At 47.5% G+C, this 22,036-nt stretch carries 20 protein-coding genes; 4 read left to right on the top strand and 16 right to left on the bottom strand.

Going from position 1 to position 22,036, the window contains the following annotated elements:
* Window positions 1–14 precede the first annotated feature (14 nt).
* From glpK to RAC89_RS31825, 5 genes are all read right to left on the bottom strand, one after another.
* On the bottom strand, window positions 15–1,520 hold the full coding sequence (glpK, locus tag RAC89_RS31225) for a glycerol kinase GlpK (protein WP_306617613.1): 1,506 nt from the start codon (window positions 1,518–1,520) through the stop codon (window positions 15–17).
* Window positions 1,521–1,530: 10 nt separating this feature from the next.
* The gene (locus tag RAC89_RS31220) at window positions 1,531–2,466 is read right to left on the bottom strand and encodes a transketolase family protein (protein ID WP_284645278.1); all 936 of its coding nucleotides are present in this window, start codon (window positions 2,464–2,466) and stop codon (window positions 1,531–1,533) included.
* A gap of 2 nt (window positions 2,467–2,468) precedes the next feature.
* On the bottom strand, window positions 2,469–3,314 hold the full coding sequence (locus tag RAC89_RS31215) for a transketolase (protein WP_306617610.1): 846 nt from the start codon (window positions 3,312–3,314) through the stop codon (window positions 2,469–2,471).
* Window positions 3,315–3,328: 14 nt separating this feature from the next.
* On the bottom strand, window positions 3,329–4,762 hold the full coding sequence (locus RAC89_RS31210) for an L-fucose/L-arabinose isomerase family protein (RefSeq protein ID WP_306617607.1): 1,434 nt from the start codon (window positions 4,760–4,762) through the stop codon (window positions 3,329–3,331).
* Between the two features lie 654 nt (window positions 4,763–5,416).
* Window positions 5,417–5,500, bottom strand: coding sequence for a DUF5060 domain-containing protein (locus RAC89_RS31825; RefSeq protein WP_373430121.1), 84 nt, complete (start codon window positions 5,498–5,500; stop codon window positions 5,417–5,419).
* Between the two features lie 200 nt (window positions 5,501–5,700).
* Between RAC89_RS31825 and RAC89_RS31205 the strand changes: the two genes are divergently transcribed.
* Window positions 5,701–6,762, top strand: a complete 1,062-nt coding sequence (locus tag RAC89_RS31205) for a LacI family DNA-binding transcriptional regulator (RefSeq protein WP_306617605.1) — start codon at window positions 5,701–5,703, stop codon at window positions 6,760–6,762.
* A 251-nt stretch (window positions 6,763–7,013) separates the two neighbouring features.
* On the opposite strand, the gene RAC89_RS31200 is transcribed toward RAC89_RS31205, so the two are convergent.
* Both RAC89_RS31200 and RAC89_RS31195 read right to left on the bottom strand, forming a co-directional pair.
* Window positions 7,014–8,414 (bottom strand): DUF1593 domain-containing protein, encoded by a 1,401-nt coding sequence (locus tag RAC89_RS31200; protein WP_306617603.1) that lies wholly within the window; start codon window positions 8,412–8,414, stop codon window positions 7,014–7,016.
* Window positions 8,415–8,486: 72 nt separating this feature from the next.
* Entirely contained in the window at window positions 8,487–9,740 is a 1,254-nt protein-coding gene (locus RAC89_RS31195; protein ID WP_306617601.1) for a nucleoside hydrolase-like domain-containing protein, read from the bottom strand.
* A 310-nt stretch (window positions 9,741–10,050) separates the two neighbouring features.
* On the opposite strand from RAC89_RS31195, the gene RAC89_RS31190 reads away from it, so the two are divergent.
* Together RAC89_RS31190 and RAC89_RS31185 are read left to right on the top strand one after the other, a co-directional pair.
* Window positions 10,051–10,932: a LacI family DNA-binding transcriptional regulator gene (locus RAC89_RS31190; protein WP_306617599.1), complete on the top strand. Its 882-nt coding sequence runs from the start codon at window positions 10,051–10,053 to the stop codon at window positions 10,930–10,932.
* On the top strand, window positions 10,917–11,084 hold the full coding sequence (locus RAC89_RS31185) for a substrate-binding domain-containing protein (protein ID WP_306617902.1): 168 nt from the start codon (window positions 10,917–10,919) through the stop codon (window positions 11,082–11,084). Before RAC89_RS31190 ends, RAC89_RS31185 begins: the two co-directional genes overlap by 16 nt.
* Window positions 11,085–11,668: 584 nt before the next feature.
* Here the strand turns inward: RAC89_RS31185 and RAC89_RS31180 are convergent.
* From RAC89_RS31180 to RAC89_RS31165, 4 genes are all read right to left on the bottom strand, one after another.
* Window positions 11,669–12,103 (bottom strand): DoxX family protein, encoded by a 435-nt coding sequence (locus tag RAC89_RS31180; RefSeq protein ID WP_306617597.1) that lies wholly within the window; start codon window positions 12,101–12,103, stop codon window positions 11,669–11,671.
* A gap of 231 nt (window positions 12,104–12,334) precedes the next feature.
* Window positions 12,335–12,964 carry a TetR/AcrR family transcriptional regulator gene (locus tag RAC89_RS31175; RefSeq protein WP_306617595.1) on the bottom strand — a complete coding sequence of 210 codons (630 nt, stop codon included), beginning with the start codon at window positions 12,962–12,964 and terminating at the stop codon, window positions 12,335–12,337.
* Between the two features lie 457 nt (window positions 12,965–13,421).
* Complete coding sequence (locus RAC89_RS31170) at window positions 13,422–14,732, bottom strand: ABC transporter substrate-binding protein (protein WP_306617593.1); 1,311 nt, start codon at window positions 14,730–14,732, stop codon at window positions 13,422–13,424.
* A gap of 58 nt (window positions 14,733–14,790) precedes the next feature.
* Window positions 14,791–15,741: a DUF1861 family protein gene (locus tag RAC89_RS31165; RefSeq protein ID WP_306617591.1), complete on the bottom strand. Its 951-nt coding sequence runs from the start codon at window positions 15,739–15,741 to the stop codon at window positions 14,791–14,793.
* Between the two features lie 117 nt (window positions 15,742–15,858).
* On the opposite strand from RAC89_RS31165, the gene RAC89_RS31160 reads away from it, so the two are divergent.
* The gene (locus tag RAC89_RS31160; RefSeq protein ID WP_306617590.1) at window positions 15,859–16,731 is read left to right on the top strand and encodes an AraC family transcriptional regulator; all 873 of its coding nucleotides are present in this window, start codon (window positions 15,859–15,861) and stop codon (window positions 16,729–16,731) included.
* Between the two features lie 114 nt (window positions 16,732–16,845).
* On the opposite strand, the gene RAC89_RS31155 is transcribed toward RAC89_RS31160, so the two are convergent.
* The 5 genes from RAC89_RS31155 to RAC89_RS31135 all read right to left on the bottom strand — a co-directional run bounded on the left by RAC89_RS31155 (window position 16,846) and on the right by RAC89_RS31135 (window position 21,812).
* A complete protein-coding gene (locus RAC89_RS31155; RefSeq protein ID WP_306617588.1) occupies window positions 16,846–17,541 on the bottom strand; it encodes a response regulator transcription factor in 696 nt (231 codons plus the stop codon).
* Between the two features lie 19 nt (window positions 17,542–17,560).
* Window positions 17,561–18,994, bottom strand: coding sequence for a sensor histidine kinase (locus RAC89_RS31150; RefSeq protein ID WP_306617586.1), 1,434 nt, complete (start codon window positions 18,992–18,994; stop codon window positions 17,561–17,563).
* A gap of 23 nt (window positions 18,995–19,017) precedes the next feature.
* On the bottom strand, window positions 19,018–19,770 hold the full coding sequence (locus RAC89_RS31145) for an ABC transporter permease (RefSeq protein ID WP_284645261.1): 753 nt from the start codon (window positions 19,768–19,770) through the stop codon (window positions 19,018–19,020).
* Window positions 19,757–20,479, bottom strand: coding sequence for an ABC transporter ATP-binding protein (locus tag RAC89_RS31140; protein WP_306617584.1), 723 nt, complete (start codon window positions 20,477–20,479; stop codon window positions 19,757–19,759). Before RAC89_RS31140 ends, RAC89_RS31145 begins: the two co-directional genes overlap by 14 nt.
* Before the next feature lie 67 nt (window positions 20,480–20,546).
* Window positions 20,547–21,812, bottom strand: a complete 1,266-nt coding sequence (locus RAC89_RS31135; protein WP_306617582.1) for a hypothetical protein — start codon at window positions 21,810–21,812, stop codon at window positions 20,547–20,549.
* Between the last annotated feature and the right edge of the window lie 224 nt (window positions 21,813–22,036).

Genomic DNA, 22,036 nt, shown 5'->3' with positions numbered 1-22,036 from the left:
CCCTCCGTTAATAATTACTGTGATAATTTTGTGGTTAATACAGAGCTGACCGCCCGCAACCAACCTTCACGAAAGCGATTGCAATCTTCCATCGCCATTTGTGGAACATATCTCTTATACTCCTTACTCAGCGAACGAATTTCATCCGTAGAAGACCAAAACCCTACGGCAAGCCCGCCCAAATAATAAGCTCCCATCGCCGAAAGCTCGCTTACCTCCGATTTGAGAACCGGACAATTCAACATATCAGCCTGAAACTGCATCAAGGTCTGATTGTCGGAGGCTCCGCCATCCGCCCGGAGCTCTTTTAGAATGATCCCGGTTTCCTTCTCTATTAACTGAACCGCATCGCTTACTTGATAGGCAATGCTCTCTAATGCGGCACGAATAATGTGCGCCTTCCCCGTACCCCTGTTCATCCCGATGATAGAAGCTCTCGCATACGCATCCCAGTAGGGCGCTCCGAGCCCGACAAAAGCAGGCACGAGATATACCCCTTCATTCGTTGGAGCTTGCACAAGCAGTTGTTCCATCTCTGCGAATGTACTGAATAAACCCAAATTGTCACGAACCCATTTCAGGCTGTCACCCGAGGTACGAACCACAGCCTCCATCGCATACGTAACTGTGCCGCCGATACCCCATGCGACCGCGGTAACGAGCCCATTTCCGGGAGCGTTAGGCCTTTCCCCAACGTTCATCAGTAATGAGGTACCTGTTCCATAGGTGGCTTTCGCCATACCCGGTTGAAAGCACTGATTGCCGTATAAAGCTGCTTGCGAATCACCGATAATGCCTGTGATCGGAACACGTATGTCTCCAAATAGACTTGTGTCTTCCGTATAACCGTATTCATCGTCGGAATATTTCACATTGGGCAAAAGCTCGGATGGAACTCCAAATTGATTACAAAGCACTTCATCCCAACAAAGCGTATGGATATTGAATAATGAGGTACGGCTGGCGTTTGTATAATCCGTAGCATGAACCTTTCCCGAAGTAAGCTTCCATATGAGCCAGCTATCGATTGTACCGGCCATCAGCTTCCCTTCGTCAAGTTTCTCCTTTGCACCTGCCACATTGTTTAGAATCCAGCCCCATTTGGTTGCAGAGAAATACGGATCTAACATCAATCCCGTTTTCGAGCGTACCTCATCCTCTAATCCGGCTATCTTATATGAATTGCATTGATCAGCGGTACGCTGACATTGCCAAACGATCGCAGGATAAACAGGTAGTCCCGTTGTACGATCCCACATGACAGCCGTCTCACGCTGATTTGTTATGGTCAGTGCTGCAAGCTCTGCAGGTTGAATACCGGCCTGCTGCAGCACCTTAAGAGCCGTTTGCTTTACATTGTTGTAAATTTCCAAAGGGTCATGCTCTACCCAACCGGGCTCGGGATACAACTGTTGATGCTGTGCCGAGCAGCGCGCTACAATGTTTCCGCAGCGATCGAAGATAAGTGCCTTGGTACCCGATGTACTCTGATCAATCGCCAGTATATATTCTTTGTTCATACAAGCGCCCCTACTTACCAAGAAGTTCGAGTGCAACGCGCTTTATGTTTTCCGCGCTGATACCGTAATGCTTAAAGACCTCTGACGTTTTCCCTGCAATGGCCGGTTCGTCCGGTATGCCGAGGATTCGCACAGGTACAGGTTGATGCTGGACAACTACCTCTGCTACGGCTGCTCCCAGTCCCCCAAGCACGCTATGCTCTTCCACCGTGATAATATGACCTGTTTCCTTGGCTGCCTTCACGATTGCTTCCTCATCCAATGGTTTGATCGTATGCATATTCAGCACCCTGCAGGACACTCCTGATTCCTTGAGTGCTTCACAGGTATCAAGAGCAACCCGAACCGTTTCCCCGGCTGCTATAATGGTTAGGTCCGTACCCTCTCGCATCGTCACCGCTTTCCCGATGACGAATTCATAGTCATCGGACTCGTATACGTCCTCTACAGGATTACGACCGATGCGCACATAAACGCCGCCTTCGTGCTTGACGAGCGCCTCCGTCATCCGCTTCGTTTCATGTCGATCGGCAGGCAGAATGACGGAAAGTCCCGGGATCGCACGTGCTACGGCGAGATCCTGTACGGAATGATGGGACATCCCTAGAGCTCCATAGCTCACGCCTCCGCTGATACCGATCAGCTTTACGTTGGTTTGCGAATAAGCGACGTCCACTTTGATCTGCTCAATGCTGCGCATGCTTAGGAAGCAAGCCGGCGAGGTAACGAAGGGTTTTTTCCCGCTGTGCGCAAGGCCCGCCGAGATCCCAACGATATTTTGTTCGGCGATACCCACCTCAACGAACTGTTCCGGCAGTTCTTTAGCGAATGGGGCCATGGCGGCTGAACCGCGGGAATCACTTGCCAGCACCATAATATCGCGATCCGTTTTGCCGAGGTTCAGCAAGGTCTCACAGATTACTTGACGATTCGGAATCGTATTCATGTTTAGCGCACCTCCTCTTCCTGTTGATAAGCTGCTATAAGCGCGTCGAGCTCGCTTAAGGCCTTTTCCAACTCCGCGTCATTCGGCACATGGTGATGCCAATGGGCTACATTTTCTGCGAAAGATACCCCTTTGCCTTTCACGGTATTGGCCATAACGAGTGTCGGCTTGCCGGCAACCGTCGGGATAGCCTCGAAGGTCCGTACCAGCTCATTCATATCGTTGCCGTTAATGGAGATAACGTTCCAGCCGAAAGCGGCCCACTTCTCTTCGAGCGGCTCCAGTCCCATGACTTCTTCGGTCGTTCCGCTAATTTGGAGCCGGTTCCGATCAATAATTCCGATCAAATTATCCAGCTTGTAATGGGCTCCGGCCATCGCCGCTTCCCATACGGAGCCTTCGGCTTGCTCGCCGTCTCCCATCAAACAATAAGCACGATAAGCCTTGCCATCGCGTTTCGCGGCTAGCGCCATTCCAACGGCAACGGCCAATCCATGGCCCAAGGCACCTGTATTCATCTCGATCCCTGGCACCTTATTGTTCGGATGACCAATGAACTTAGTCCCGAACTGGCTGAAGGTTAGAAGCTCCTCTCTAGGGAAGAAGCCCCGATCGGCCAGAATGGCCCATAACGATTCGACGGAATGACCTTTACTCAATACAAAGCGATCCCGATTAGCGTCCTTCGGATTGCTAGGGTTATTATTCATCACACGATAATATAATGCCGTCAATATATCCGTATTGCTGAGCGAGCCGCCGGTATGGCCTGTTTTGGCGCGGTGGATCATCGTAAGCAGGTCCTTACGGATTTGGGCAGCTTTCATCTGAAGCTCTCTGATTTCCATATGTCCTCCTTTTATTACAGGCCTTTGCCTCTCAACCATGCCTGAATTTCACTTTCGGTCGGATCCACAGGGTCCGGCGTCAGTCCCGGAATGTATTGGCACGCCTCGTATAAAGCAGGAATGACATTGGCGTGAATTCCAACGGAGTGATGAACATAAGGACCTTTCACCAGCTTCTCTTCCCATAACGGCCAATCGTTCACTTCAACCCAAACATAAGAGCCGCGAGTGTAAGGTCCTTCGATGCCTCTAGCACGTCCAAGGAACAGCTGGTATTCGCCATGATCGCCGTCAAAACGCGCAAGCGTCATCTCGCCGCCTTTAATTTCACCTTCGTGCGTGCCGGGTGAATGGTCATCGAACAGGAAATGCTTACGAAGCTTAGGTTTATTCTCAACCGACAGCGATACCGGGAAATTCCCGCAATGGAACAGAAGCTCCCCGTTCGCGTTCTCGGGATGGCGCACCGTCAGATCGGCGAAAAAGGTCGGCGCTTGATTCATGGAAGCGGCCTGAACCATAACGGAGGTAATCGCACCGTGGATATCCGTCTCGCAAGTTACGGGAATTTGTTCGTCTGTCAATATCGCATTCGCAAGGCAAGGCATAATTCCCATGGCATCCTGTAACGAAGACCAGCATTGAATGGCGATAGCCGAGCTGCCTGTCTGCTTGGCATATTGCTTCATGGCTACCTTTAATGAGGCAATGCGCTTCACATCGCCCTCCGTCACTTCCGACCAATCGAGCTTCGCTTTAATGTAGTCAATGGCTTCCGTCAGCTCGGAGGAATTTCCTTTTTCAATCCGGTTCGCCGCACGCTGGATATCAACAAGTGTAATCGGATGAACCTCAATCCCGAACCGTTCGAGCAGTTCGCCTTCGTTACAAATCATGGTCCAGAAGGAAGACGGACGCGGACCGATTTGCAGGATACGAAGATTGCGGAATTGGCGAACCACGTTAGCCGCTGCAACGAAATTTCTGAATCCCCTTTCAAATACCGGATCGTTTACCCGTGTATTTGTTATGTAAGAGAAAGGGACGTTGAATCGACGCAATACCTTGCCGGTTGCAAATAATCCGCACTGTGTATCGCGAAGACGCATGCCATCCTCAAGAGGCGCTTCGTCCCGAGGTCCCCACAGCAGCACGGGTTTCCCCATTGCTTTGCCGACTCGGGCCACGGTATCTTCCGTTCCGAAATTACAATGCGGGAAGAAAACGGCATCAACCTGCTCTTTCTTGAATCTATCAATAATCAGGTCCGCATTAATGTTATCATCATAGAGGAGTCCTTCGTTATTGATCCCCTCCAGGTCTACGATATCGATGTCAAGGCCGAAACTTTCGATCTTTTCTTTTATCATTACCTTGTACTTAAAGGCGTCCTCCGCACTAAACACAAATCTTCGTGTAGGGGCATATCCAAGCTTTAATTTTTTCATCGCTGCACCTCCAAATGATTGTAACTGCCGCATCACCTAAACTTATAACTCAACTTTTATAACGTAAATTTAGAAAAACCATGTTTAATTTCATGTTATCATGGGAATAATTAATTAGTCAATCTATGTTTTAGTTGTATTTATAATATTATTTATATAAATATAGTATTTATTTAGTTCATAAACTAGGATGGCTTGCTCACTTAACTACGATCGTTCCTCCGATAAACAACTAAAAATAACTAAAATAGCCCCAGTCCGTTACATTTCGGACTAAGGCTTATTTCATTTGTTTACATCATATCTTTATCCTTTAATGCCTGTGGTGGATATGCCTTCAACGAAGTATTTCTGGCAGCTAAAGAAAATGATAAGACTTGGAATGAGTGACAGCACAGACATGGCGAACAGAGAACCCCAGGAGGAGTCACCTGAGGAGTCCATAAATAAGCGTAATCCCAATGGAATCGTGTAAAGTTTAGTCGTTGGCCGTAAAGGTCCTCATTGGTTAATGACCACCAGACGTCCGTTTTCCGTAGCATTAAATGGATAATGCTTCGGAAAAATGCACATCCTAACTTTGTTGAAGGTGATACCGGTCTCCTCTATTGTTAATTGACGCATGCGAGCGGCTCCGTACAGCAGAAGTTTCCCTTATGTCCATTCTCCCGCTTCATCAAGCGTGAAACGCACAATATAGACTCCATCCCCATCATAGAAGCCTTCCCCATTATTCAATGAATCTGTGCATCATGCGGATATCCCTCCTCCTATTCAAAACACATATTATACTTTCCTTTGCACTGTTCCAAAAAAATGTTTTTTTAGTTGTTTTAGTGAATTTGTTTATAAAATTTATTTGATTTTTAATCTCTTTTTATTGTAATATTTAAGTGTTCATTATGCTGTCTTGGTCAATAATCGGAGGGAACCATTTCATGAAAATTGAGGATATAGCCAAATTGGCCAATGTTTCAAAATCTGCCGTTTCTTTAGCTATCAATGGGAAACCCGGAGTTAGCGAAGAAACACGTAATAAAATTTTGGATATTGTTAGGAATCAAGGTTATGTTCCGCGATCGACGCGAACGGAAAAGATTTCGACTACCGGAAATTCGATTCGGTTTGTTGCCTGCGTACACGAAGGAATCATATTGGAACACTACAATCAGCAACCATTTTTCATGGAACTCATACATTACCTTGAGGAAAAATGCAGGAAGCGGGGGCTTGTTTTATTATTTAACACGGTACCTGCTGCTGACTTGGAAGACAAGATAGAAGAACTTGAACAAGAGCATGAGTCCGGGGGAATCATACTACTGGGTACGAATCTATCCCGTGAACAAGTTCAAATGATAGCCGCTCGCCACAAAAACCTTGTCGTTCTGGATACATGCCACAATACACTAAACGCCCATTTCATCGTAATGAACAACATGATGGGTGCATACCAAGCAGCCCAGCATTTGGTCAGCCTTGGTCATAAGAGTATTGGATACGTGCAGTCCAATGTTCGAATGCATAATTTTAACGCTCGTAAGGAAGGGTTTATTAACGCTCTTCATGAGGTGGGTTTGGACTTAGCTGAGAAAGACTTGTTTACTATATCACCCACTATTGTCTCATCACAACCAGAGTTCACCTCGGCCATTCGCAGCCGCAATGGGGATTTGCCGTCGGCCCTTTTTTGTGAATGCGATTATATTGCTATTAGCGTAATCAAATCTTTCATGGAACTAGGCATAAGAGTACCACACGATATATCAGTAGTAGGTTTTGATAACATCCACGAAGCAGTCGTGATCTCTCCAGAATTAACTACAATACATGTAGAAAAGGAAGCCATAGCGGAAACTGCCGTTTCCAAGCTGCTAGATTTGATGGAGAATGAAGGCTCTTCTATCACCACCAAAATTCATATAGATACAAGGCTTGTTGTTCGTAATTCCACCAGTTCTTTCTCCAACTCCACGGTACAATCTCTTACTAAACAATGAATATACGGAATGTGCGTACTAAATTAGACGCTGAATACAACAGGATTTACTGGAAGTGCTACCGCAGTTCAAGGAGCAAGGTATGTCACATACTCTCCCGACTCCGGTGCTCTTCACAGTACCCTGGTCGCCCCTAATTTCTCAGCCCTCAATGCAACCTCAAGTCGAATCGGCCGTCTTCCCAGCACGTCAAGATCCTTAACTAAAGCTTTGAAATGATATACGTAACGTGGGTGTCAAGTTTGTTTTTCTTATTCGACGTTCACGATCACTCGTTTGTAACGGGTCAGCGCCGGCGAACCGTTGTCGGTGACGGCAAGAATGATGTGCATGGTGCCATTGCGAAGAACGCGCTGAGTCGGAACGGTAAACCATGCCTGCGGTTGGTCGGCATTCTCAATCGGGACCGGGTCTCCGGTACGTGCCAACGATGTGGTGAAGGTACCTGCCTCCCCATAGTAGAACCAATGATACGAAAGCTTGTCTCCGTCCGGGTCATAGGAGCCTTCGGCACTAAGATCAACTCGATCGCCTGGTTTGGCAGTCAACATGGCAGGGTGAGCAAGCCTCGGAACGGGCGGATGATTGGCCTCAGCATAAGACTTGACGGTCCAGTCCATACGAGCCGCGAAATCATTCTGAAACGCCGAACGCCATCGCCATATCGTCGCCTTATTGCTGGTGTGCCAGTTCCCGTCCACACCAAACACTTCGTCCGCGGCATCACTCCAGAAGGGTCTTGTCTCCGGCTCAAGGAAGCATTTCTGAGTAGGCGGAGTAAATAACTCATAACGACCTCCCCAGCTCCCCCAATTCGGATGCTCGGGACTGCTGAGTCCATTGTTGATGAGATACAGGAACGTAGGCGTGTCACCCTCCATGAGGAAAGTGGCTTGTGGATATTGAGCGCCAAGTGGTCCCTTGCAGCGAATATGTTCATCAAGCCAAGGATTGTCGACGATGCTGTAATCAGCCCCGACGAAACGACCATGAAAGTGGTCGCCGCTAATTCCGCTCCAGGTGGCAAAATGATACGCTCCGCCGGCGTGGAAGCCGGGACTGGCGATATAGAACAAATGGGGAAATGTTTTCCTCATCCATGGACCGGAATCATCCTGATCAGAGATGGCATACACACGTAGACGGGAGACGAAGGTAGTAAGCTCTTCAGCCGAGCGCGTAGCCTGAACCTTCCATAACGCTTGAGCCAGCACATTAGGACCGCCCCATACAAGCACCCATAGCGGGCGTGGGTCGTCACGGTCGACAGCCTCGATCAGTAGTTCGGAGCCAGAGGAGTCCTTATCCTCACCGACGGCTTCCATGCCGTAAAGAGGAAGACCTTCTTTAATGATTGACAATAAATACTCTCCATCCGGATAACCAGGCTCATGCAGCTCCAGATTATCACGGACTTGACTGTAGGCTTCTACAATCGCGCGAATACGCCACGCGGCGGTTTTATCTCTCAGATGAATTGAGGTCGTTGCGACAAGACCTTCAACATCCCATTGGTTGGAATAGGTAAGAAAACGAACCAACGACATGGCATCGTCCGGTTCATTCTCAATGTCGGTCAGGACAAGGACGCGAGGCTTCACATTTGCTTCGTATAAGTTCATGGTTACATCCTCCGATCGAATCGTCATCATTGGAACAGCCTCGGTCCAAAACGTTCGGACTAAGGCTGTACCTATAGCCGTTTTACAGCGATAAGGGCTGCTTTAAGACGGAGTCCGCTCCCCGTTAGGAAGACAGCGATCCATTCGAGCTTGGAAATCACGCAGGAACATTTCTCTCCACATGCTCACAGTCTTTGCTCCTTTATGCGAATCCTCTTGCAAGTCGGTATCCAATACATCCGACCACCAATTCGGATAAGCGGCGTCATACCCTAGTCTCGCCGCGGATTCCTCTATACAAGTAAACTCACCGGTTTGTCCGTTTAACTCGGCGATATCGCTTTTGGTCTCATACGACCAGTGTCCGGTCGCTTTGGGCATAAAGCGAACGCGGTATTCTCCATTACCAAGATAAAAGCCTTCAAACTTTTGCCCCTCAACAACTAGCGTAAATACGCATACATCACTTGGGGAATCCAGAACCGGTCCGCGAAACACGAGCTCGAGAATGCCGAACACCTCGATAATATCCTCTTTCGTTGTATTTCGATCAAATACGAATAAAGGGCGATTCCTGACTCTGGTGAAGCTGCCTCCCCAGCTCGGATGCTCCGGCTGCTCCGGGTCTCCCTTAAGCAAGTACGTGACAGACGGGGTATCACCCATCTTTATTTTCCCGCTTAATACATTGGCAAAATAATCCCCCATTGCACCATGTTGACTGATGTGTTGTGCAACAAATGACTCATTACCTAGGTCACCATCCTGATTCCCGCCGACAAACCACCCTCTGTAAGTGGAATTGTTCTCAATAATCCATAAGTTTGGAAAATGAGTTCTTATATATTCGTAAGCATTGAGACCCCATTTTTTGTTCGGCCCGCCAATATAATAAACCCGCAGCTTCTCCTCGATACTCGGATCGTCATGAAGGGCTTGAGCCAAGTCCTCCAGCAAACCCCAAATCAAAATATACAGAGGTCTGTCATCCTGCTTTTTGGCACACTGGATAATCCAATCCGATCCCTCAGTCGGTTTATCGTAACCCTTGTACGGTGCAAAATCTACTGTACCTTGCTTGGTAACGGACCGTAAGTAATCGGGGTCAGGGTAATGTTCGGAATGCGATTTTAAGTTCTCGAAATCCTTCTCATATTCGTCAATGACCTCCAATATGTGCTCCTTACGGCCTTGTGCCCATGGGGACGAAATGAGTCCCTCCGTATCAAATAAATCAGAATACAATAAATAATGTACCATGGATTGAAAATCGTCCGGATCACTCCCGCCGATATCTGTTGAAACAATCACCCGGTACCGATCGCCCAATAAAGCGCCTTTATTCCATTGTGACATCCGATTCTCTCCTTAAGAGTAAAAAAGCTCATATTCTTGTAAAATCATTTGTTTTCACCTACATAAACACAAAAACACTATCGTTTCATAGAACAATGTTAACACTTTGTATTTTTGATTGTCAATTACTGTTTTATATAAATTGTAGATATTTGTTTAGTTGTTTCATCAAAAAAAACTTGCTGTTTTCAGCATATTTTAGGCTGTAAATCGATATAAATACTATTTTTAGTTGTTTTTTATATCAATGTACAGTATTGCGATTCTATAAATCATGCTGTTTTATTCAATAATCGGAGGTAACGATCTCATGAAAGTTGAGGAAATAGCTAAACTGGCCAATGTTTCCAAGTCCGCTGTTTCTTTAGCGATCAATGGAAAACCGGGAGTAAGCCGGGATACACGTAATAGAATTTTAGATATTGTCAGGAACCAAGGTTATACCCCACGGTCGACTCGCACAGAGAAGATGCCGACTTTCGGGAATATGGTTCGCTTTGTTGCCTGCGTCCACGAAGGAATCGTGTTGGAGCACTACAATCAGCAGCCTTTTTTCATGGAGCTCATTCACTACTTAGAGGAAAAATGCAGGAAACGGGGGCTTGTTTTATTGTTTAATTCGGTACCTTCTGCCGAACCGGAAGGAAAGATTGAAGAACTTGAACATGAGTATGAATCTGGGGGAATTATATTACTTGGTACGAATCTATCCCGTGAGAATGTTGAAATGATAGCTGCTCGACACCAAAACCTCGTCGTCCTTGATACATGCCACAACACACTCGACACCCATTTCATCTTAATGAATAACCAGCTAGGCACATACCAAGCAGTTCGGCATTTAGTAAGCCTTGGTCATAAGAGGATTGGATACGTACAGTCCAATGTTCGTATGCATAATTTTAACGCTCGTAAGGAAGGGTTTATTCATGCTCTTGGCGAATTGGGTTTGGCAGTAACTGAGAAAGATTTGTTTACTGCATCCCCTACTATTGTCTCACCACAAGAGGAGTTCACCTCAGCTATACGTGATCGTAATGGGGATTTGCCGTCAGCGATTTTCTGTGAATGCGATTATATCGCTATTAGTGTAATTAAATCTTTCATGAGACTGGGTATTCGAGTACCGCAGGATATTTCTGTAATCGGTTTCGATAATTTCACGAAGCAGTCGTCATCTCTCCTGAATTAACGACAGTACATGTAGAGACGGAGGTCATTGCGGAAACTGCCGTTTCCAAGCTGATTGAATTAAAAGAGAATGAAGGGGCTTCTATCACCTCAAAAATTCATATTGATACGAAATTGATCGTTCGTAATTCTACCTGCGCCCACTCCAGCTAATTGGTCTAACTTCCATGATCCCAAAATTCATAAAGCAAAACCCTGCAATCTAATTGGACATTGGAAAACCAATGAAGATAGTGGATACGCCTGCATGTGGAGGAGAAGTGGATCACAGAGAAGTGAAAACTTGACAGACTCTGCCAAACTGCACGGGGTAGCCGTGGGACTGCTGAATGCGTCGTGTACCGGAAATTCATAAACCAAAGTGGAAATGGCAGCCGTTTCAAATCGTCTGCCTCTCCGTTTTAGTTATTGTTCTGACATTCTCAGTAACGTTTATTCAATACTCCGGATGTCCAAAATACTGGCAAGTATTCAAGAGTGTTGCTGAACAGCTCTTAGTTTTTCCTGCATTTGGTACCCGTACCTACGCCACGATGCCGTAATAAATGGAGTGCAAAGGTGTCGGACGACACAATCATGATCCCGTTTTTCCCGTGCACGACGCGGGCTTGTGCTGAATCATTCAAAGTGACAACCAGCACCGGCTTTTACTTTGGATTAATTCACTCAGAATGAAATTCCCCAAACAGGGAAGAAATCTACTCATTACTGTTGGAAGACGAGTTAGTCTTTCCTGCTTAACCGGCCAAAAGAATCGCCGATAGAAAAACGATTTGCAAAACTGTACGCAACAGCAGCCTGGGAACAGGTCGTCCGCCAATCGTCAATTTTTCCTTAGCCGCCTTTATGTTGGCTGGAAACATTGCTATGAGTAGTAAAGCTAATAAGATGGATGACGTTCTTGAGGTTGCGGGGAACAAGATTCCGACTGCCCCGAAGATTTCAAACACCCCAGTTATGGTCACGATCCAATCCTTTCTTGGGAGTGCCCTAGGCACCATGCGGATCAGGTCGGGGCGCATGCTCCCCCAATGTGCGGATGCAGTAACGAGCAGCATTACCGACACTGCTCCCTGAAGCGAAGTATGCCAATCTTCGAAATAACTCAAACCGAGCACTCCCAACATTTGAAAAAACAGAAATGCCCCAATAAGCACATAAAGCGGAATCAACTGAATCTCCCCTTTCCGATGTATTGCAAGCGACTTTAGAGTGCTTTCATCACCATAAGGTAAAGAATAACGATTGGGAGTAAAGTAGCGGCCACGCCGAATGGTAAAAACATAGTCTGCGAGCTTGAAGTTCCTCGCTGCATGGTGAAATGATCAATGGATTTCCGGTCAAGTCGGCCCGTATTACTGTGATGATATTTCCGGCCATTAATATAACAACGAACCAGAGTTTCACATGACCTCATCCTTCTGCTCCCTGGTCCCATCCGCTGCAGGGTTTAAAATATCAATAATAAACTCCGTTACATCTTGAGCTTTAAAAGCCGCATTTGTATACGGAATACTGGAGCGGACCCGCAAACCGAATGTCATCATTACGAACATTTCAGCTGTTTTTTCTGCCTCAACTGTTTTAGGAATCACTCCATGCAACTGACCGGTTTCAATCCATACCTTGGATAAATACACCGACCGTTCGTAATACTGTCTCAACGCTTCCGCGACCGCAGGCTCTTCTTCTTTTCCAAGCAAGTACAACAGTACTTTATTCGTAACGTTATGTGGATTTTCGTAAGTGATGATACTCTCTTTGATTTTCTGCATCGGCTCCTCGAAATTTCGGCGCCCTTGCTCAACTTCATTCATGAAGCGTTTGTTTGTTTCTTCGAGACCCTCTTGCAGAACCCAAACAAAGATTTCGTTTTTGCTCTTCACATAGTGAAAGATTGCCCCTTTTGAAAGGCCGGATCTGCCCATAATATCCTGCATTGTAATGCTATGGCAGCCCTTTTCCCTTATTAATTCTCTTGTCGTGTCGACCAACAGTCTTATGGTTTGTTGCCTACGTTCCTCTTGTTTCAAAACTAGTCCCCCACTTAGCAATAATTGGTTTGCTGATACCCATTATATATACCGACCATCGGTTTGTAAACAAATTTGTTTTAGATCGTCCGCCCACCTCATCACGGGGGCCTGTTAGCGACACTCCAATGCTATGCCAACAGGTTCTATAATGAGCTACCGATCCCACGCGACCAAGGAGCTACAAACCCGACCTTCGAACGGACCGGGTCAGAAAAAAGTTGTTACATATGGAACTCCTATCGTTCGCCTACATTTTGAACTTTTCACTTTCAAAATTAAGTGTTGTTATCGAACACTCAGAAACCAATCCAAGTTTGTATTAAACTATCACCCGTTAACGTGGAAAAAGGCAGCCGGAACTACCAGCGTGCCTTTTCATGATGGTTATTGAGCTATAGTTCGCCTATAGCTTAACGCAAATCAGGCTCACCTTCTTCTTCCATTTATTGCCGAGTTATTTTTGCCGGTTCGTTTCAATATTTTTCGAAATTTGTTCTTCCGCTTCTCTCAGTGCCGTGTTAATATCTTTCTCCCCTTTGACGATTGGGACGATGGCATTGGACATATAACCATCAGCGAACGAATCGTACTTGCTTACCGGAAGCGCTTTTGCGGGAGTGGACATAAAGGCCGCCTTCAGATTTTTGCCTTGCAAGTAATCCAAGTTCTTGCCGAATTCCTGCTCAATGTTGCTTGACTTCACTACCGGCAGCCTACCGTTGCGGGCTACTTCCGTCTGTACCTCATCGGATAGAATCGTGGAGATGACTTGAAACGCTTGATCCTTGTACTTACTCTGCGCCGTGACGTGAAGAATCCACTCATCTACCTGCATGCCGGTGTTAGGACGTTCTTTGAATGACGGGTACTGGACCAAATCCCAGTTCAAATCCTGTGCATCCTTCAAGTTCGGTAGGTTATTATTGGAAGCCAGCATAGCGAGAGTCCGTTCTTTCTTAAACTGATCCGTACCTCCGCCAGCCAAACGGGGTGTATTGTTTCCAGGAATGTCGTAGATGCTCTTGAGCAACTCGAATATTTTTTTCCAATTATCATTATTCACGGTCGGCTTCTCTGTTACCGGATCGACAAGGCCGTATGACAGCACGGAGGCCAGGCGGGTCGACTTATCCGGCTCCAAGCCCCGATACTGCACACCGTTTTCGCTGCGTGTCACTTTTTTGGCCAGCTCTCTGGTCTCCTCCCAGGTCATGCCGTCCTTCGGATACGGTACACCGAATTTGTCGAAGATATCTTTATTATAGTAGAGAGCACTGAAGTGCATCGTCCATGGAAGACCGATTAAGTTGTTTTGCAGGCTTGCCGACTTCACTGATTCTACCGCAATCGGGTCTAGCCGGGAAAGGTCGAAATTGAATTTTTTGATCAGCGGTTCGATACTATCTTCCATTCCGGTCCCTACAAACCGGTAAATAATCGGTGAAGCGGTCATCACCAAATCCGGTATGTTGCCTGCGGCCATAAGCTTATCGAAGCCGTTCTCCGGTTTGGACAAATCGATGGGCTCGATCGTAATGTGTGGGTACCGCTTTTTCACCGGCTCCTCTACATACTTCTGGTATTCGCCAGGTCCAAGCCATCCCATGCTCAGCGCGAATTTGATCGTGACAGGCTCTGTCGAAACCTGAGGCGGAGCATTATTCTCAACGGCGGACTGCTCACCGGCCGATTTACCGTCATTACCGCTGCTGCAAGCGGTTGCAAATAATACTAGTAAAAGTGCGGCCATTCGATTCATTTTCATATCGATTCCCCCATTCAATATTGGTAAGTACCCCAGAATCATGACTCCGGGATAACCTCTAGACAATACGCCCATGTCCCTCGAACGGATAGTCGATCGTAATACGTCCCGCCTGGCAATCTCCAATGCCGCTGTAAAGATCGGCCTTGCCGTCCGAACGCATCACAATTCCCGAAGCGAAGACACAGTCGACCAAATGCGGCGCCTTGGCATGTCCAGGCGGATAGCAGGTACGGCTTCCAATCAAATGAAGGTCCATGGACTCGCGAGTGGTTGGATCAAAAACGAAGGCCATGTTCAGGTATACCTTCACTTCCCCTCCGTTCGTATCCTCATCCTTATAGGAAATGTGACCGATGATGCCGATTTTGCCGCTGTCGAGCAGATATGCCTGATTCACGCCTCCCCATTCGCCTTCCCCGAAGATGCCGTGGATGTAAGGCGCATTCTCGATGACGTCCGCAGTCAGCTCCTCCAGTCTGTCTACGACCGTGAAGCCGATCATTGATTCGCTTCCATATTTGCCTCTCATCCCCGCGCCGCGCGGACGCGAGAAGACGCCGATCTTGCCATCCGACAACGGAACAAGACGAATATCCTTCATTTTGTTAGGTCCGGTAGTGAAATAGTATAAATTGTTGAAGTCGGTGCCCCGATAAAAATATCCAAAAAACGTGCTGTATTTTCCAGATTGATATTGTACATGTGTCCCGCCCATCACAAGCTCTTCACCGAGCTCCGTGATGTAAGGGTCTTCCAGCGTATAAATCATGCTGTCTTTCACAACAGTCCATTCATCCTGTCCCGTCTCCTCGAACAGGCGGACCCAGGAGCGAGCCCATTCCTCGCGGCGCTCTACCCGCCCGAACAAATAGCGCTTCCCTTCCCGTGTAAACGGAATCGAAATATTGTAGACATCAAAACCGTCCACCCCATGAAATACCAATGTCTCACTCTCATAGATTTGTTTAGTCTGTTCAAATTCAACTCGCTGCGCCCTCCGGTTCAACTTGTTCCCCCCTATTATAAGCACTCACTTACTTTATTTATGGTAAAATAAACAAAGGAAAAAAACCTAACGTGTTTTTCGATAATTATCCCATAATTTCTGAGGGGACCAGCCAATATGTCACATTTCCCAAGATACTTGAAAGGCTATACGACTAAAGATAGCCCGTTCCAGTTCGAGCTCCTGATTAATAGACTGAAGAAAGGCTACCCTTCCCACCGGCAGGATTACCTTGAATTTTCATACGTCAAGAGCGGGACAGGCTGGGAAACGATCAATGGGGTAAAGCATCGCATGGAGGCGGGGACGTTTTCTTTTTTGCTGCCGTACCAAATTCATGAATTGTTCACCGATCCGGGATCGGAGCTCATTCTGTACAATTGTCGATTCAGTATGGAATTGCTGACGGAGCAGAATCAAGAAGAGCTGATGAACGGCATGGTGAATGGTATCGAAGGACTGCCTTCCTTCGTTCAGTTTGAGGGGAAGGAGAAAGTGTGGATGGACAGCCAGCTTGAGGAAATGATCGAGGAATACGCCGGCAGCGAACTATGGCGGAACAGCTATTTGCAGGTTAAGCTGAAGGAGCTTCTCATCCGGTTCGACCGCTACCGGAGGAAGAATGGTACGACACCGAATGGGGAGCCCGCCTCAGGCAAATCAGCAGGAGCCGCCTGGCCGATCATCCACTATATAAATTGCAATTATCAGGAGAATTTGACTCTGGGGGGAATTGCCAAGAATTTCTCTCTGAGCATCTCCAGAATCAGTGAAATCATTAAAAAAGCTACCGGCCAATCGTACGTCCACTTCCTGCAAGATCTTCGCATCCGCCATGCGTGCAGCCTTCTCGTTTCAACCGAGATGAGCGTTTCTGAAATCGCACTGGAGGTTGGCTACGGATCTTATAATACATTCTCGCGGATTTTTCGAGAAATTAAAGGTGTCTCGCCGTCAAAATACCGCAAAATGAAGACGTTAAAGTACTAGGTTGGCGTAAACATTATATCCTTCCGCGTCCATAACGAATACTGCACCACAGGCGGCGATTCCACCTACCCAGCCTTTATTGCAAGGCACGACAGCCCGGTCCTTGCCAACCCGTTACACGATAAATCGATACCCCGATCCCCAAACCGTGCCGATATACTGCGGCTTGGACGGGTTCTCCTCAATTTTTTCCCTAATCTTGGAAATGTGAACCGTCACCGTTGAGGTATCGCCAAGCGCGTCCATTCCCCAAATTCGCTCAAACAGCTCTTCCTTTCCGAAGACGCGATTCGCATGCTCAAACAGGAACAGGAGCAGGTCGAACTCCTTCTGCGCCAGCATCACTTCGTTGCCGTTCACGAATACTCTTCGGGAATCCTTGTGAATCTCAAGGCCGCGGACTTGAAGCTTCGTACCCGTCGTTTCCTTGCCGAAGCGCTCCTTCATCCGCTCATACTTCTTCAGATGGGCGCTCGCCCGCGCGACCAGCTCTGCTGAACTGAACGGCTTCGTAATGTAATCGTCTGCACCGAGACCCAACCCGTTGATTTTATAAATTTCCTCCGCTCTTGCGGATACCAGGAGCACAGGGATGTCATCCTGCTCCCGGATCGTTCTGAGCACTTCGAACCCGTCCATCCCGGGCAGCATAATGTCCAGGATGACAAGGTCATACTCCTCCTGCTTCAGAGCCTGTAAACCTTCTTGGCCGCCGCTCACGATGGTGACCGAATAGCCGCTTAGCTCGAGGTAGTCCTTTTGCAGATTGGCGATACTTTGGTCGTCCTCCACGATAAGAATCCGTTTCATTGCATCCTCCCGCCCATACCTATAGCTTCTTGAGAGATATTATCATACTGGTTCCTTCCCCAACTGCGCTTCTAGCCCATAGCTTCCCTTCGTGACCCTCCACGAGCTGCTTGGCTATCGCCAGTCCAAGACCGCTGCCGTCCGCGCTTTTTCTAGAGGAATCGACCCGGTAAAACCGATCGAAAATATGCGGAAGCTCCTCCTGAGGGATGCCTCTGCCGTTGTCCTTAATCTCGATTATCGCTGATGTACGGGTTTCCCGAAGAAAAATAGTCACCCTGCCATCATCCTTGTCCGAATATTTCGTGGCATTATCCAGTATATTTTGGATCACCCGCTTGAGCCTTTCACGATCCACTAACGCACAAACCGTTCCTTCGAGCTGGTTTACCAGCTCTAAACGGATACCCGCCTTCTCATACTCATAACGATAATCCGCAACGCAATCCTCAAAATAACTGGCGAGATCGGTCTTTTCAAAATGATAGGGCAGCTGGTTTAAATCGAGCTTGGAATACAAGAGCAGATCATCAATCATCGTATTGACCAGAATGGCCTTCGAACGGGCCGTCTCCAAGTACGCCGCCATTTTCTCAGGGGTGCCGGCCACGCCGTCCATGATCCCTTCGATATACCCTTTTATCGATGTAACCGGCGTCTTCAAATCATGAGAGATGCTAGACACCAGGAATTTTCTATTGTCATCGTATTTCTGCTGCAAATACACCGATTCCTTCAGCTTGATTCGCATCAGCTCCAGCGTTCTGCTGAGCTCGCGGACCTCGCCCTCGCCTTCCTCCGCGATTCCGCCGCTCAGGTCGCCTTCACTAATTTTCACCGCTGCATCCCGCAATCTAGAGACGGGCCGTATGATGCCGCGGGAGAACCGGTAAGACACCCAGAAATTCAACAGGAGAAAGACGATAAGGAAAAAACAGACGGTAAAGATCCCAAGCAGCATATAGAAATCGGTGTTGAGCTGCACAGGAGCGAGCATCAGCAGGATCCCCTCGTCGCCGGACCTTAGCTGGTACGAAGCCCGGGCAAACAAATACACCTTGCCGTCAAGCTCAAGGGTATCCTGATTCGGTGTGCCGCCTGTAAGCATGAGGCTTCTTTCGATGTCTATGTCACTGAAATTTCTTGTGGACTGCAGCACCTCCCTATTTTTCAATAGAATGGCACTGCCCCCAAGCGCTTTTACCCGTTCAAACAATTCATGCTGATAGGATTTGTTCATGAGCTGGTCGAATTCGAGGTTCATCGCTTCCCGCTTGAGCTCGCTTAAGCCCGTTCTGACCTCGTACACCCTTTTCCATCCGTCGACATACGCCTCACCGCCAAAAACCTTCGTATACGCGGCAATAAAGATCACTGCAGCCAATGCCGTTAAACCAATGGAAAGCAATACAGTCAGTGCATTCATCGTGAAAAACCGTTTGGTTAACTGCATGTCGTTTCCTCGCTTACTATATCCTACAGATCCTTATTATCAAATACATAAAAGCCCGCTGCAAATAACATCATACCACATCCGGACATAATGATGAGCTGGCGGAAGATTTTGAATACATTCATCGATTCCGAAATCCACAGCGTGTACCAGTCAAACATCGGCGTGATGAAAAAGCTGGAATAGCTTGAGAACACGATCCCTAGAGAGGTAAGACCGACGAAAGCAATGACAGAAAGGAAAAAGACCGCCAGACCGCCGCGCAATATATTCGACAAAAGCACTACCAGCAAGGAAAAGACAAATACCGGAAGGAACGTAGCCAGATAGGAAAGAATGACCCGGACGACTCCCATCACGCCGGAGGAAGACATATTAAACAAGAACCCTGCAAGCAAGGAAAGCACCATCACAAAAAACAGGTTCACCGCAATGAATAGCGCAATATTCAGCACCTTGGCGCTAAACACTCCAAACCTCGTTACCGGTCTCGTGAGCGTAATTTTCATCGTGTTGGACGAAAATTCGCCGTTAAACATATCGATGGCTACGAAGGTGGCGAATAAAGGCAGGATTGTATAGGAAAAAATAGATAGGACCACCAATGGAAATTCAGTGCTTCCGACGACGCGAAGTCCAAGCCCATGCTTAATGGCCGTTACGGCAATTTGCCCCACGATGACAGCGAGGATGGACAAGATGACTGCCGCAATCAGCTTCTTCTTCTTCAGCAGCTTGACGGCTTCGTTCAAGAATGCGGCTTTAAACCCTGCCATTGCGGTCCACCTCACTAACAAAATAATTTTCCAGCGACGAGTAATTCGCAAGAATGCTGCTCGTATAGTCTACGTTGACAAGCTTGCCTCCATAAACGACTCCGATTCGGTTACAGGTCAGCTCCACATCGTGAATCAGATGACTGGAAATAAAGAAGGTAGTGCCTTCCAGGGCCAGCTGCTTGATCAGCCTCCGCATTTCCAGCATTCCCTCGACATCGAGTCCGTTCAAGGGCTCGTCCATAATCAAAAGCCTCGGCTTGGACAAAATGGCAGCCGCTACCCCCAGACGCTGCTTCATTCCAAGCGAGAATTTTCTGGACTTTTCGTTCTTGTACTTGAGCATGCCCGTTATCTCAAGACATTCGTCGATCCTTCGCTGGTCCACATGCGGATAGAACCTGGCGAATAACCTCAGGTTATCATTGGCCGTCAAGTACGGATAGGACTCCGCCGTTTCAATAATACAGCCAACATGCTTCATCGCATTGACATAGTCGTCCAGGACGCTGGCGCCAAAAATTTTCACATCGCCGCGATCCGGCTTCATGAGTCCCGCCATCATCTTCATGGCCGTCGTCTTCCCCGCGCCATTAGGCCCGAGAAAGCCGAAAATATCTCCTTGATCTACCGTCAAATTTAGATCACTGATGCCGCGGCCGTTAGGATATACCTTGGTTAACCCGGTGATCTCCATTGCTTTATCCATGAATGCCAACATCTCCCCAAAAAATGGTCAGGAAGCCGCCTAAGCGGCTTCCCTCAGCTATATCCTACTACTCAAATACCCGGCTGAATTCTCTATCGAAATTGTCAGGACTTTGGGAGCGGAACGAATTGCTGTCAAGGACTTCGATATCCAGCTCAAGGTAGAGCTTACCCGAGCCGCTGGCATGCAGCTGTCCGTTCTTCTGTTCACCCTTCGCGTTCGTGTACTTGAAGAAATTCATGCCGTTACCGTTCTGCTTCAGATTATATTCGAACTGGAAGCTGTCTGCCGCGCCGAATTCGGCTTCAAAGCCCGGCTTCGCAGTTTCATAGTACTTACCGGTCACCTTATCTTCACTGATACTTAAAATTTCCAGCGTTCTTTCGCCGATTTTGACGAATTTGCCGTCCTTCTCTTTGATAACGTTGTTCGAATATTTACCGACATATTTGCTGCTGAAGCCGCCGTTTTGACTAACGCGCTCTACATTGGCTCCCGTTAAGTCAGGCATAGCCACTTTCGTGCTTCCAATATTGGACAGCTTGAAGATAACGCTAAGCGACAGATCGTGCTGCGCCCCATTCTTGTCTTTACCGGTCAGGATGACGTCTCCCGTCAGGCTCTCCAGCAATCCTGCTTTGTTTTCCAAAGCAGTTCCTGTTACTTTCTTTACATAGATATCACTTTCGATATCCGGCATGTTCGAATTTCTCTCCATGCGGCCCCGCTCGTTAATCATCTGCTTGATGCCGAAGGACGCTACCGCATTCACCACAGCGGGCACCTGGGCTTCGGACAAGCTCCCCGAGTAAGCCTTGCCCCCTTCAGGGCGTTCCTCCGCCTGAACGTAATCCTTCAGATTGCCGACGATGGCGTCCACAATCTTCTCGACCTCCGGCGCTCCCTTTTCGTTAAAAGGGTTGCTGAAACTGTTGCCTCTCTCAATACTCTCCGGCATTTCGCTCACGTAATATTTGTTATCCGTTTCGTTCTTATAGACGGAATACTTTTTGTCTAAATAAGAAAAATTGGATCTTGCTTCGCCATTGGAATACTGCGTTGTGGATGTGTTTTCGGTTGCTTGCTTCTCGGTATCAATTTTACTGAAGTTGGAAACCTGAAACAAGGATTGTCCGTTATCCTTTAGCGATATCAACGCTTCAACCGTGTAATTGTTTAGTCCCTTTTCCATCTGCGCCGCGGTATTCTTGGCCGTACCTTTCAACTGGTCGTAACCGGATCCCAGCATCGCATCGGCAAAGGCGGTCGATAGAAAGACGCAGGCTCCAACCGTGAATGCGACTGCCGTCATGCTTTTTTTACCAAATCTCATAATGGATCTCCTCTTCATCTTGATAGGGAAACGCGTTTCCTTCTATTACAGTATAGAGCAGGTCTCTTGAAATTTTCTAAATAAGATATTAACAATGTATAAAGTCCATCTACGGGAAGTCGGATGGGATTTGCTGCTTGCTTTGCCGCGGGCGATTGCCTGTGAACGTGAGCGATTCTAGTTTAACACATTTCTGGGGACAGGTAGTTAGTTGTAAAGCTCGA

The sequence above is a fragment of the Paenibacillus sp. GD4 genome (assembly GCF_030846225.1).
GTDB classification, from domain to species: Bacteria; Bacillota; Bacilli; order Paenibacillales; family NBRC-103111; genus Paenibacillus_G; species Paenibacillus_G silviterrae.
Note: the sequence above shows the minus strand (reverse complement) of the source record. Positions and strands in the feature narration are given on the sequence as shown.